Source organism: Cupriavidus sp. P-10, assembly GCF_003402535.2.
In the GTDB taxonomy this organism is placed as follows: Bacteria; Pseudomonadota; Gammaproteobacteria; order Burkholderiales; family Burkholderiaceae; genus Cupriavidus.
On sequence record NZ_AP025170.1, the window covers coordinates 2,709,250 to 2,721,852 of the forward strand.

The following is a 12,603-nucleotide window of genomic DNA, read 5'->3' on the forward strand; positions in this document are numbered from 1 at the left end:
ATCTATCCCACCCGGTTGCGCAGTGCAAAGCTGCTGGTAAAGCGCCGGCGCAGGCGGCCGTCGGCAATGTTCTGCACGTTGTCGGCGCAGTCGCGGTAAGTGGTGGCGACATCCGCATTGACCGGGCTGGGATCCGCCACCAGCAGGCAGACGCGCACGCTCACCACGCGGCTCCAGTCGGCCGCCGCCAGCGCGCTGGCCGGCTGGTATTGCGTGACGTTGGCGGAGTCGGCGTCTTGCGCCACGCCGTAGGTCAGCTGCAGGTCCTGGACGTTCTCGAGGATCGGTTCGGCACGCGATGCGGCCATGGTCGCGCCATCCGAGCCGCGGCACATCAGCGTGTTGCCGGTCACGTAGAAGGCGTTTTCGGCCACGCCGCGTGCCACCGGGACCGCGCGCCCGTTGCAGTCGGTAACGCTGGCAAGCGAGCCATCGATGCGCAAATAGCGCACCGTGATCGCATCCGCATTCGTGGTCGCCGGCGCCACGCATGCGCCCGTGCCGACATCGGCGATCCCGCCGTCGCAGCCGAGCACGGGCGCGCCATCGAAGGTGACCGGGCGCGCGCTCAGCAGCGACAGGTCGACGCGCCCCAGTCCGGCCAGGCGAAGCTGGTCGCCCATGACCGACAGGGCCCAGCGCGCGCCGTCGTCGGCGCTGCGCAAGCCTTCCTGCGTGCGCGTGCTGCGCTGCGTGGTCAGGTAGAACGCGGTGATCGATCCCAGCAACAACAGGCTGAGCACCAACGCGACCATGATTTCCACCAGCGAGCGCCCGCGGCTGGCGATGCGGCGCCGGATCAGGGCCGGAGCGTGACGGTCGCGCATGTGACTCCCCTGGTGTCAAACCCGGCCAGCGTGGCGAAATAAGCGTTGGCCGCCGCGGAGCAATCCACGGCGGCAATGTTCGATGCGGGATCCTTCCAGTACAACTCCAGCCGGTAGCTGACAAAGCCCGCCGGCACCGTGCCGGCAGGTGCCGCGACCGCGGGGGAAGTCCATGCCGCGACGCCGGCGCCGGGCAATTGCGCCGACAGCGCGCGCCACCATTGCGAGACGTCCCAGGCGGCATATTCGGCACCGTCGCACGTAACCCGGCTGCAGTCCTTGGCCGGCGCGGCGGGAGGCTGCACGGCCAGCGCATCCAGGTAGGCGTTGGCCCCTTCGGGCACGCCTTCGGCCAGGCCTGAGGTATTGGCGCGGATCCGCTCGGACAGGTCCGTGGCCGCGTCGACGATGGTGTAGCGCACGCTGGCCCCGGAGCGGTAGCGCAGCGATGCCGCCTGCAGCGACATCATGCCGATCAGCACGATGGCGACCAGCACCATGGTGATCAGCACCTCGATCAGGCTCGCGCCGCGCTGGCGCAACGCGGATCGGCTCAACTGCATGCCGCGGTCCTCTGGTCGACGCGCCCGGCATGCGATACGCAGATATTCAGCGCACGCTCATCCGACCCGGAAGCCACGCGCAAGGCGAGCGCGCCATCGGCGGACAGGAAGCCGCGTGCGCTGACCTGGATCGCCTGCACCGGCGCCGCCAGCAGCAGCGACAAGCCGCCATTGCCGGCATCGCGCATGCGGATGATCTCTTCGCCGGCCGCGCGGACCTGGTCGTTGTTGCTGTCCTGGAACAGGATCCAGCGGCCGCCCCAGTCAGCCTGCGCATCCTGCGCGCAGACGGTGCTGGTCGCCGTGGTCGCCCGGCAGATCGTCACCGGCACGTTGCGGCGGATCGCTTCGCTGCGCGCCAGCGAGAACAGGCCCGCGACTTCGGCCGCCGCCGCATCGGCGCGGGCGCGTTCGAGAAAGCGCTGGAAGGATGGAATGGCGATCGCGGTCGTGATCGCGATCAGCGCGATCACGACCATCAGTTCGATCAGCGTAAAGCCGGCCGCAGGCCGGGCGCGTGCCAGCGGTGAAGCGCGCCCGCCGTCGATGCCCGCGCAATGCGCGCGGCCAAACGGCGAACGCCCTCCACACCCGGCTGCGCGGGTGCGAATCGGGCTGCCCATGTCAGCGCAACCGGCTGACTGGCAAGCCTTGCTGCCAAGCTCGTGGAACGACCCTGCTCATGATGACCCCCGGAAAATTCCGTTCTGGCGACGGGTGCCTCTCTGCGGAAGCACGCCATTGCCACACCCGACTGTGTTCTTTTGATTTTTTCAGCTTGCCGTGGCGGCGAGCGGTGAGCCGGAAGACTGTGGATCAAGTTCCGGCCAAAGCGATACCCCGCCATAGTGGGGAATTCAATATGCGGTGTCAATACCACTTTACAAGGAGATGATTCTCATTTGTCGCCGGCGGACAACGCTGTAATTCACAGCTGGCGAGCGGTTCAGCGCGGCCTAACCAAATTTTGCGCATCCATATCAGCCGGCTACAAACCACATCGCGGCGGCGGGATACGGTGGAGGTCCCGAAACGTCCTGACGCCTCGCGATGCGCCCATCCTGTGCCCTGCCCTGCCGCCCGCCTCGCTGCCATCCCCTCCCTGGCGCCGTCCGCGGCTACATCCTGTTCGAAGCGCTCTGCGGGCTGGTGATCTTCACCGCCGGGCTGGCATCGCTCGCGATCCTTGGGCCAACGGGACTTGGCTGGCAGCGGACGCTGGATCAGGCCACCTATGACACGCGCAGGACAGCAGAGTCAGCCGAACTGGCGCCATGGCCGGCCGGATTGCCGCTGAACCGCGTCGGCGCGAGGTTGCCATGAGAACGCTCCCGATGCGTCGCAACGCCCCGGGCTTTTCGCTGACCGAAGCCATGGTCGGCCTGGCGCTCGGGCTGATCGTCGCCGCCGTCGCCACGGCGGCGTGGCAGGTGGCGCTTTCCGCCTACCGTAGCGCGGCGGAGCGCGTGCTGATGGAGGAGCGCGGCCAACGCGCGCTCGCCATCCTGACCGCACTGCTGCGCCAGGCCGGATGGCATCCAGGCCCACTCGACGCGGCAGTGCCGCCCGCAGTCAGTGGCGCCGATGACTGCGGGCAGCCGGGCATCGCCGAGGTGCCGACATGCGCCCGCCGCGGTGTTGCACAAAGCGATGCCCTGCTGGTGCGGTTCAGTGGCCAGGGACAGCCCGGCGATCCGAGCCAGCCCGACGAGACGATGATCGATTGCAGCGGCTATCCGCTGGCAGCACGGGTGGCCGGGGCGGAGAGCACCACGGATTTTGTCGCGGCAAACATGCTTTACATCGCCGCCGCGGCGGACGGAGAGCCGCAACTGCTGTGCCGCTACCCGTCCCGTGGCAATGGCCAGGTCGACGGGCACGGCTGGACTTCCGGCGCATTGGTCCGTGGCGTGGCATCGCTGCAACTGCGCTACGGGTCGACATGGATGGCGACCGGCAGCCCGACGTGTACCTGCCTGCCGCACGGGTCCAGGCAATGGGAGCGCATGCATGGCACCGCGTGCTGGCGGTGCAGGTCGCGCTTGCACTGCAGGGCGAGCAGCGCGGTTCTGCCCGCGACGCTGCCGGGCTGGCGCGCGCCGACGATGCCTTGGCCGACCTGCAGGCCGCGCCGGTCGACACGCACCGCGCCAACCGTCGCGTGTTCGCCACGACGGTCCGCTTGCGCAATGCCGCGCGCTGCGAGGAGACGCTATGTTGAGGCGCCACGCGATGACGCAACGCGGCGGCATCACGCTGCTGTTCGCGGCGACGATGCTGCTGCTGGTGTCCGCCACCGCGGCGGCAATGCTGCAGATGCTGTTGGCAGGCCGGCAGCTGGCGGTTGCCGGCCGCGATCGCGAGATCGCGTTCCGGGCTGCCGAAGCGGCGCTGTTCGCGGCGGAGGCCGAACTGCTCGCCGCCGCGGGCGGAAGTGGCGACCGCTTCGGCCAGTGGCCCGCCGCCGGCGAATGCGGCCGCGGCGCGCAGGCAGCGCTGTGCAACACTGCGCAGGCACGAACGCCGGTATGGCAGCCGTGGCTGCATGGCTCGGCAACGGACCTGGCGATTGGCGTGCCGGTGGGCAGCTTTGCCGGCGTGTCGGAAGCTTTCCTGCCGGAAGCCTTTGCAGGCTCGCACACGGCGCCGCGTTACGTTGCCGAGCTGCTTGACGACGGCCCCGTGATCGACGAAGGCCGGCCAGCCTTGCCGCGGCTGCGCGTCACCGCCGTCGGCTTCGGCCGCTCGCCCGCGGTACGGGCCGTCGTGCAGAGCATCGTGCAGCCATGAACGCACGCGCCGCCTTCCTGCTTGCCTGCGTGCTTGCACTGATTCCCGCGCTCGCGACGCCAGCCGGCAATGACAGCCCTGCAGGCCGCCTCCCGCTCGCCTACCTGATCGAACCGGGCGCCAGGCCGTGGACTGGGCGGTTGCGCGCGGTCGGATGGCAGGCTTCGCTGGCAGCAACTGACAATGATCGCCAGCCGCTGTCGGGCCTGTGGGAAGCGGGGGCCTTGCTGGATGCCAGGCAACCCGCATCGCGCAGGATCTACACCTCGCTGCAGGCCGCCATGCCGCAGCCGGAGCGGCTGGCGGCGCTTCAGTGGCCCGACCTGGACGAGTCCATGCGCGAGCGCCTCGACGCCCGGCAACTGGCCTGGCTGCGCGGCGACAACGCCAGTCCCGCGCTGCGCCCGCGCGATACGCGGCTGGCCAGCGCGCGCGGCGCGCGCGTGCTGGTGGTCGCACCGCCCATATGGCGCCCGGGGCAGACAGGGCAGCCGGGCCATGCGCAATTTCGCGAGCGCCATGCCCAGCGGCCACACATGGCGTGGATCGGCACCGTCGACGGCCAGCTGCACGGCTTCGATGCCATCTCCGGCGAGGAGCGTGCCGTCTACCTGCCGCGCACGCTGCTGCCGCTTGCCGCGGCCATGGCCGATCCCAAGGCACCAGTCGCGCCCAATCCTTGCCCCCGCCCGGAAAGCACCGACGCCGTGGTCGACGGTGCCTGGCGCACGCTGCTGCTGTGCGCGTTCCGCGGCGGACCGGAGGACATCGCCGGCGTGTTTGCACTCGACATCACCGAACCAGAGGCCGCGCTGCCATTGCGGTTGCTATGGGAACACGCAGCCACGCCAGCATTGCCGCTTGCCGGCATCGGCCCGGTTCGCACAGCCGCGCTGGGCGACGGCCATGCGCAACGCTGGCATGCCGTCACACTGCTGGCGCCGCCTGCGGAGCCCGGGCTCGCGCTGTTGCCACTCGACACGGCCGCGGCGCCGCGGCGTGTGTTGCGCGTCGCCGCACAAGGCTGCGACGGCGGGTTATCCACGGCCGCGCTGCGCGCCGTGACGGTGGCCACGGCGTTTGACGGCACGGCGCTCGCCGCCTACGCCACCGATGAGGCGGGCCAGCTATGGCGTTTTGCGCTGAGCGATGTCCTGCGGCAACCTGCGCCGCCAGCCACGTGCCTGCACCGCTTGCGCAGCGGGCCCGGCGTGGCAGAGCCCGCGCCGCCAGTGGTGATCGGCACGCCTGCGCAACCGCTCGTCGTCTATGGGGCCGGCAACGAATTGGCTGCCGTGGCGGATGGCACCCAATCCGCCGGCCAGCCTGCCAGTATCGAAGCGCGGGCACAGGGCGAGGGTTTTGTCCTGCAGGCCGCGCCGGGCCAGCGTCCGGCGGCACAAACGTTGGGGTGGCACCTTGTCCTGCCCGATGCCGGCGAACAGGTCGAGCACGTCAGCCTGGCCTCGCCCGGCTACCTTGTCTTCGTGACACGGCTACCGGATGGCCGGCAACGGACCTACCTGGTACTGGCTGCCAGTGGCGAGTCGGCCGGCCGCAAGGCGGACGGCGCGCCGGTGCTTCCCTTTGTCACGGGGCTAGTCAGCGGCACCGCCGACGCAAGCGCACCGACCCTCACCCGTGAAGCCCTGCCTGGGATAACGCCCCAGGCCGGCAGCGCCGGCCGCGAGGTCTACGCGCTGGCGCTATGGACGTTGAAGGACGGCGCCGCCACGCGCCTGGCACAGGTGGTGGCAAGCCGGCGCACCGGCCGCCTGTCATGGCGCGAACTCGCCGGGCCGGCGAAGGAGACCGCACCATGAGATCCAGCGGCTTTTCCCTGATCGAGCTGATGGTCGTGGTGGTGATCGCCGCCCTCTTGGCCTCCCTTGCCGTACCCGCCTGGCACGAGCATCTCCGGCGCGGCTGGCGCGCCCAGGCACGCGCGGAACTGGCTGCCGCCTTGCTTGAGCTCGAACGGCACGCGGCGCAGGCCATGAGCTTTGCCGGGCAGCCCGGAGACGACACCGTTGCCGGCGACTGGCCGCGCCCGGTGCCCCCCGCCGGGCAAGCACGCCACGTCATTTGGGCGACGGCCTGCCCGACGGCAAGCCTGGATACCTGCGTGGAGCTGCGCGCGACGCCGCGTCAGCCCGACCGGCAGTGCGGCGTGCTGATCCTGCGCAGCACCGGCCAGTGGTTGTCCTGGCCAGACAACGCGGACCGGCCCGGCCCGCTGCCGGCCGAATGCTGAAATGCGCCCAGCTTCCCGCTGCACCGGCCTGAGCCTGGCCGAACTGCTGGCCTGCCTGGCCATCCTGTCGGTGCTGGTTGCCACGGCCTGGCCATCCTTCAGCGAACTGCTGGCGCGCCAGGCGGTGGAGCAGGCCGCCGACCGGCTTGCCGCGTCGCTGGCGCTGGGGCGCTCCACCGCCATGGCGCGCCGCATCGAGGTGATGTTACAACCACTTGACGGGCAGCCCGGTCTCGACCGCGGCTGGCAACTGGTGGCTGGAACCGGCCCTGGCACGACGCCCCTGGCGGTGGTCGAGCCGGGCACGCCTTGCCTGCGCGTGGCGCTGCGGCAGACCGGCCGCGAGAGCCATACGGTGCGATTCACAGCTGTGGGATACTCTCGGTCTGAACAAGGCGGCTTCCAGGCCGCCACCTTCGCGCTCAGCTGCCGCGGCGCGCAGCGCCAGGTGCGCCTTGGCGCCCAGGGCCGCATCCGGCTCTGCACGCCAGGTCGCGACAGCGACTGCGACGCGGCCGACGGCCCCGAGCCGCCGTAACCCTGGAACCCCGGACAGACTTTCAGCTTTCCTCCCATCCACAGCAAACCGGCCAAGAGCTACAGGCGCCATGTTTTCCGATACCGACCACGCCGCCATGCAACAGGCCCTCGCGCTCGCCGCGCGGGGCATGTTCACCACCACGCCAAATCCGCGCGTCGGCTGCGTGCTGGTCAAGGACGGCCAGGTCATCGGCCAGGGTTTCACCCAGCCAGCTGGACAGGACCATGCCGAAATCCAGGCGATGAAAGACGCGCTGGCGCGCGGGCTGGACCCCGCCGGCGCCACTGCCTACGTCACGCTGGAACCGTGCAGCCACTTCGGGCGCACGCCGCCATGCGCCGATGCGCTGGTGCGCGGCGGTGTGTCGCGGGTGGTGGCGGCAATGGAAGACCCCAATCCGTCGGTATCCGGGCGCGGCCTGCAGCGGCTGCGCGATGCCGGCGTCGACGTGCGCTGCGGCCTGCTGGAAAAGGAAGCGCGCGACCTCAACATCGGCTTCGTGTCGCGCATGACGCGCGGGCTGCCGTGGGTGCGCGTCAAGGTGGCTGCGTCGATGGACGGCGGCACCGCGCTGCATGACGGCACCAGCCAGTGGATCACCGGCCAGGCCGCGCGCGACGACGGCCATGCCTGGCGCGCGCGCGCCTGCGCGATCCTGACCGGCATCGGCACCGTCCGCGACGACGACCCGGCCCTGACCGTGCGCGCGCTCGCCACCCCGCGGCAGCCGCAGCGGGTGCTGGTCGATTCGCGGCTGGAAGTGCCGCTCGATGCAAAGATCCTGACCCCGGACGCAGGCGAGTTTGCCAAGCCGGCGCTGGTGTTCTGCGCGGTGGAGGACCGCGAACGCCAGCGGGCGCTGGAAGCGCGCGGCGCCGAAGTGGTGGTGCTGCCCAACCCCCACGGCAAGGTCGAGCTGCCCCGGATGCTGCAGGAACTGGGCCGGCGCGGCATCAACGAGCTGCACGTCGAAGCGGGCTTCAAGCTCAATGGCTCGCTGGTGCGCGAGCACTGCGCCGACGAGCTGCTGATTTACCTCGCACCCAAGCTGCTCGGCGACGCGCAGGGCATGTTCAACCTGCCGCCGCTGGCGCGGCTGCAGGATGCCGCGCAGTTCCGCTGGCACGAAATCCGGCAAATCGGCGACGACCTGCGGCTGATCGCGCGCCGCAACGACGCCTGACCCGCCCATCCAAGATTGACCAAGACAGAAGACACCACCATGTTCACTGGCATTGTCGCGGCCGTCGGCCGCATTGAAGACGTAACCCCGCTGGGCGCCGCCGATGCCGGCGTGCGCCTGCATATCGCCGCCGGCGGCCTGGACCTGTCCGATGTGATCATCGGCGACAGCATCGCGATCCAGGGCGCCTGCATGACGGTGATCGCCATGGGCGCGGACAGCTTCGACGTCGAGGTCTCGCGCGAGTCGCTCGACAAGACCGTCGGCCTGGAGCGCGCCGGCCGCGTCAACCTGGAAAAGGCGCTGCGCCTGGCCGACCGGCTCGGCGGGCACCTGGTCTCCGGGCACGTCGACGGGCTGGGCGAAGTGGTGCATTTCGCGCCCGTCGGCGAATCGCATGAGCTGCGCATCCGCGCTCCGCGCGAGCTGGCCCGCTACCTGGCCTACAAGGGCTCGGTGGTGGTCAACGGCGTCTCGCTGACGGTCAACCGTGTCAGCGACGAAGCCGACGGCTGCGTGTTCTCGATCAACCTGATCCCGCACACGGTCGAGGTCACCACGCTGCAGGAGCTCAAGCCCGGCGCCCGGGTGAACCTGGAAATCGACCTGATCGCCCGCTACGTGGAGCGGATGCTGTCGACCACTGACGCGGTCAGGTAAGTCCCGACCGGCCGCCGCACTTTCCCGCGCCGCGGCCGCCCGCGCCGCCTGCCTTGGCGTACAATAGCGGGCTTGACTGGGCATCCTGCCGGGCGTATATGCCAGGGCCGGTTGGCCCGACGCCCCGCCTCAGTCCGGCCGCCTTCCGACGCGGCCACCGTTCCCGTCCGCCTTATTCGCGGCATTTCGCTCGTTTCGCCTCAATTTGCCGTCCTGCACGCCATGACAATCGCCCGTACTGAAGACATCATTGCCGACATCCGTGCCGGCCGCATGGTCATCCTTGTCGACGAAGAAGACCGCGAGAATGAAGGCGACCTGGTGCTGGCTGCCGACTTCGTCACTCCGGAAGCGATCAACTTCATGGCCAAGCACGGGCGCGGCCTGATCTGCCTGACGCTGACCGCCGAGCGCTGCCGCCAGCTGGACCTGCACCCCATGGTCACCCGCAATGGCACCCAGCACGGCACCAACTTCACGGTGTCGATCGAGGCCGCCGAAGGCGTGACCACCGGTATCTCGGCAGCCGACCGCGCCCGCACCGTGCAGGCAGCGGTCGCCCGCGAGGCCAAGCCCGCCGATCTGGTCCAGCCCGGCCACATTTTCCCGCTGACGGCCCAGCCCGGCGGCGTGCTGATCCGCGCCGGCCATACCGAGGCCGGTTGCGACCTGGGTGCCCTGGCCGGCCTGACGCCCGCCGCCGTGATCTGCGAGATCATGAAGGACGACGGCACCATGGCGCGACTGCCCGACCTGATCGAATTCGCGCAGGAGCACGACCTGAAGATCGGCACCATCGCCGACCTGATCCACTACCGCAGCCGCACCGAGAGCATCATCGAGCGCGTCGGCGAGCGCGCCATGCAGACGCCGTATGGCACCTTCCACAGCATCGCCTACCGCGACAAGCCTACCGGCCAGGCCCACCTGGCGCTGGTACGCGGCACGCCCTCGCCGGACAAGGAAACGCTGGTGCGCGTGCACGAGCCCTTCTCGGTGCTGGACCTGCTGGAAGTGAAGTCCACGACGCACTCATGGAGCATCCCGGCGGCGATGCAGGCCATCGACCAGGCCGACAGCGGCGTGATCGTGCTGCTGAACTGCGGCGACACCGTCGAGCAGCTGTTCACACAGTTCACCGCGCTCGACGCACCGCAGAGCCGCCCCCGCCGCAAGCCGGACCTGCGCACCTACGGCATGGGCGCGCAGATCCTGAAGGACGTCGGCGTGGGCAAGATGCGCGTGCTGGCCGCCAGGCAACGCATGCCCAGCATGACCGGCTTCGACCTGGAAGTGACCGGTTATCAGCCCATGCAGGGCAAGGACGACTGAGCCTTCCTACCCCCAATACCCCGTCCGCGGCGCCATGCCGCCGCGGACGCCCCGAAAACTGGAGAACTGAACAATGGATCACGGCTTCTACCCCAGCAACCTCGACGGTGAAGGCCTGCGTATCGGCATCGTGCAGGCACGCTTCAACGAGCCGGTCTGCGCCGAACTGCTCGAAGCCTGCGTGGCCGAGCTGGAAAAGCTCGGCGTCGAAGGCGAGGACACCCTGGTAGTGACCGTCCCGGGCGCGCTGGAAGTGCCGCTGGCACTGCAGAAGATGGCCGAGAGCGGCCAGTTCGACGCGCTGGTCGCGCTGGGCGCCGTGGTACGCGGCGAGACCTACCATTTCGAGCTGGTCTCGAACGAATCCGGCGCCGGCATCACCCGCGTCGGCCTGGATTTCAACGTGCCGGTCGCCAACGGCATCCTGACCGTCGATACTGATGAACAGGCCCATGCCCGCACCCGCGAGAAGGGCCGCGACTGCGCCCGCGCCGCGGTGGAGATGGCCAACCTGGTCGACGCGCTCGACTCGCTGCGTGGCCAGGAAGACGATGAGGACGATGATGAGTGATACGTCCAACGCCCCCGAGAATACGGGCGGCAATGACGGCGGCAAGCCCGCCGGCCCCGCCGGCAACAAGCCCGCGGCCCGCACCGAAGCCAAGGCGCCGCCCAAGAGCGCGCGCCGCCGCTCGCGCGAGCTGGCATTGCAGGGCCTGTACCAATGGCTGCTGAACCGCAACGACATTGGTGCAATCCAGGCCCATCTGCATGACGCGCAAGGCTTCAACAAGGCCGACCGCGAACATTTCGACGCGCTGCTCAACGGCGCCGTCCGCGAGGAGGCCCGCCTGACCGCCGCGTTCGAGCCGTTCCTGGACCGCACCGTGGACGAGCTGTCGCCGGTGGAGCGCGCCGCCCTGCTGGTCGGCAGCTACGAACTGGTGCACTGCATCGACATCCCGTACAAGGTCGTGATCAACGAAGCGGTCGAGCTGACCAAGACCTTCGGCGGCGTCGAAGGCTACAAGTACGTCAACGGCGTGCTGGACAAGCTTGCCGCCCAGGTGCGCGCGGCCGAGGTCGCGGCGCGCCGCTGAGCGGTCGCCCGTCTGGCGCCCGCGCCGGCCAGGACCTGACGAAACACCCGCCGCGGCGGGTGTTTTCGTTCTTACCTATTCTTTTTGCTGAACGGGCCCTTGCCCGCCTCTTTCCGATCGCCATGGACATGCAACGTCTTGCCACCGCCGCCCGCGTCGCCAACATCAATGCCTTCCACGTCATGGAACTGGCCAAGCAGGCCGCCCAGCTCGAGCGCGCCGGCCGCCACATCGTGCACATGGGCATCGGCGAACCGGACTTTACTGCCGCCGAGCCGGTGGTGCGCGCGGCCGAGGCGGCAATGCGCCGCGGCGTCACGCAATACACCGGTGCGCTTGGCATCCATCCGCTGCGCGAGGCCATCGCCGGCTATTACAAGACGGCCTACGGCCTGGACATCCCGGCGCGCCGCGTCATCGTCACGGCTGGCGCTTCCGGAGCGCTGCTGCTGGCGTGCTCGGTGCTGGTCGAGATCGGCGCCGAAGTGCTGATGCCAGATCCCAGCTACCCGTGCAACCGGCACTTTGTTGCCGCCTTCGACGGCGCGGCACGCATGATCCCGAGCGGCCCGGCCGAGCGCTTCCAGCTCACCGCCGCGCAGGTCGAGGCCAACTGGAGCGAGCAGACCCGTGGCGTGCTGCTGGCCACGCCCTCCAATCCGACCGGCACCTCGATCCTGCCCGACGAGCTCGACCGCATTCTGCGGGCGGTGCGCGCGCGCAACGGCTTTGCCATCGTCGACGAGATCTACCAGGGCCTGTCGTACGACGCGGCGCCGGTTTCGGCGCTGGGCCTGGACGACAACGTGGTCACGGTGAACAGCTTCTCCAAGTACTTCAACATGACCGGCTGGCGGCTGGGTTGGCTGGTGGTGCCGGATGCACTGGTCGAGGCATTCGAGAAGGTCGCCCAGAACCTCTTTATCTGCGCCTCCGCCGTGGCGCAGTATGCGGCGCTCGCCTGCTTCACCCCCGAGGCGCTGGCGATCTACGACGAACGCAAGGCCGAGTTCCGCCGCCGCCGCGACCTGATCGTGCCGGCGCTGGAATCACTGGGCCTGCGCGTGCCGGTACGCCCGGACGGCGCCTTCTACGTCTATGCCGACTGCCGCGGCGTCAACCACCCGGCCGCCGGCGACGCCGACCGGCTGACGCAGGCGATGCTGCACGATGCGGGCGTGGTGATGGTGCCGGGGCAGGATTTCGGGCCGCATACCGCCAGCGACTACATCCGCATCTCGTATGCGACTTCGCGCGAGAACATCGAAGAGGCGATGGCGCGGCTGGCGAAGCTGTTCCGCGGCTGAGTCGATAGCGGCCGCGGAAAAAGAAAAAGCACCCCGCGGGGTGCTT

The 12,603-nt window shown here is 69.5% G+C and carries 14 protein-coding genes; 11 read left to right on the top strand and 3 right to left on the bottom strand.

What is annotated here, in order from left to right; all coding sequences use genetic code 11:
* Positions 1 to 2 precede the first annotated feature (2 nt).
* From CTP10_RS12485 to CTP10_RS12495, 3 genes are read right to left on the bottom strand one after another with little or no spacing between them, the layout of a single operon-like run.
* Entirely contained in the window at positions 3 to 827 is an 825-nt protein-coding gene (locus tag CTP10_RS12485; RefSeq protein ID WP_116320779.1) for a PilW family protein, read from the bottom strand.
* A complete protein-coding gene (pilV, locus tag CTP10_RS12490; RefSeq protein WP_116320778.1) occupies positions 800 to 1,390 on the bottom strand; it encodes a type IV pilus modification protein PilV in 591 nt (196 codons plus the stop codon). Before pilV ends, CTP10_RS12485 begins: the two co-directional genes overlap by 28 nt.
* Positions 1,381 to 2,013 (bottom strand): GspH/FimT family pseudopilin, encoded by a 633-nt coding sequence (locus tag CTP10_RS12495; RefSeq protein ID WP_116320777.1) that lies wholly within the window; start codon positions 2,011 to 2,013, stop codon positions 1,381 to 1,383. Before CTP10_RS12495 ends, pilV begins: the two co-directional genes overlap by 10 nt.
* Before the next feature lie 1,319 nt (positions 2,014 to 3,332).
* Here CTP10_RS12495 and CTP10_RS41260 point away from each other — a divergent pair.
* The 11 genes from CTP10_RS41260 to CTP10_RS12550 all read left to right on the top strand — a co-directional run bounded on the left by CTP10_RS41260 (position 3,333) and on the right by CTP10_RS12550 (position 12,557).
* Positions 3,333 to 3,611 (top strand): PilW family protein, encoded by a 279-nt coding sequence (locus CTP10_RS41260; protein ID WP_442875082.1) that lies wholly within the window; start codon positions 3,333 to 3,335, stop codon positions 3,609 to 3,611.
* A complete protein-coding gene (locus tag CTP10_RS12505; protein WP_116320776.1) occupies positions 3,605 to 4,180 on the top strand; it encodes a pilus assembly protein in 576 nt (191 codons plus the stop codon). The genes CTP10_RS41260 and CTP10_RS12505 overlap by 7 nt, the downstream gene beginning before the upstream one ends.
* Positions 4,177 to 6,003 carry a PilC/PilY family type IV pilus protein gene (locus tag CTP10_RS12510; RefSeq protein WP_116320775.1) on the top strand — a complete coding sequence of 609 codons (1,827 nt, stop codon included), beginning with the start codon at positions 4,177 to 4,179 and terminating at the stop codon, positions 6,001 to 6,003. The genes CTP10_RS12505 and CTP10_RS12510 overlap by 4 nt, the downstream gene beginning before the upstream one ends.
* A complete protein-coding gene (locus CTP10_RS12515; RefSeq protein ID WP_116320774.1) occupies positions 6,000 to 6,434 on the top strand; it encodes a type IV pilin protein in 435 nt (144 codons plus the stop codon). Before CTP10_RS12510 ends, CTP10_RS12515 begins: the two co-directional genes overlap by 4 nt.
* 1 nt (position 6,435) lies before the next feature.
* Positions 6,436 to 6,972, top strand: coding sequence for a GspH/FimT family pseudopilin (locus tag CTP10_RS12520; RefSeq protein WP_116320773.1), 537 nt, complete (start codon positions 6,436 to 6,438; stop codon positions 6,970 to 6,972).
* A gap of 70 nt (positions 6,973 to 7,042) precedes the next feature.
* Positions 7,043 to 8,158 (top strand): bifunctional diaminohydroxyphosphoribosylaminopyrimidine deaminase/5-amino-6-(5-phosphoribosylamino)uracil reductase RibD, encoded by a 1,116-nt coding sequence (gene ribD, locus CTP10_RS12525; protein WP_116320772.1) that lies wholly within the window; start codon positions 7,043 to 7,045, stop codon positions 8,156 to 8,158.
* A 39-nt stretch (positions 8,159 to 8,197) separates the two neighbouring features.
* The gene (locus CTP10_RS12530; RefSeq protein ID WP_116320918.1) at positions 8,198 to 8,818 is read left to right on the top strand and encodes a riboflavin synthase; all 621 of its coding nucleotides are present in this window, start codon (positions 8,198 to 8,200) and stop codon (positions 8,816 to 8,818) included.
* Positions 8,819 to 9,040: 222 nt separating this feature from the next.
* Positions 9,041 to 10,150 (top strand): bifunctional 3,4-dihydroxy-2-butanone-4-phosphate synthase/GTP cyclohydrolase II, encoded by a 1,110-nt coding sequence (gene ribBA / locus CTP10_RS12535; protein WP_116320771.1) that lies wholly within the window; start codon positions 9,041 to 9,043, stop codon positions 10,148 to 10,150.
* A 73-nt stretch (positions 10,151 to 10,223) separates the two neighbouring features.
* Positions 10,224 to 10,721 (top strand): 6,7-dimethyl-8-ribityllumazine synthase, encoded by a 498-nt coding sequence (gene ribH / locus CTP10_RS12540; RefSeq protein ID WP_029045447.1) that lies wholly within the window; start codon positions 10,224 to 10,226, stop codon positions 10,719 to 10,721.
* Positions 10,714 to 11,250: a transcription antitermination factor NusB gene (gene nusB, locus CTP10_RS12545; protein ID WP_116320770.1), complete on the top strand. Its 537-nt coding sequence runs from the start codon at positions 10,714 to 10,716 to the stop codon at positions 11,248 to 11,250. Before ribH ends, nusB begins: the two co-directional genes overlap by 8 nt.
* 122 nt (positions 11,251 to 11,372) lie before the next feature.
* Positions 11,373 to 12,557: a pyridoxal phosphate-dependent aminotransferase gene (locus CTP10_RS12550; RefSeq protein WP_116320769.1), complete on the top strand. Its 1,185-nt coding sequence runs from the start codon at positions 11,373 to 11,375 to the stop codon at positions 12,555 to 12,557.
* Positions 12,558 to 12,603: the final 46 nt, after the last annotated feature.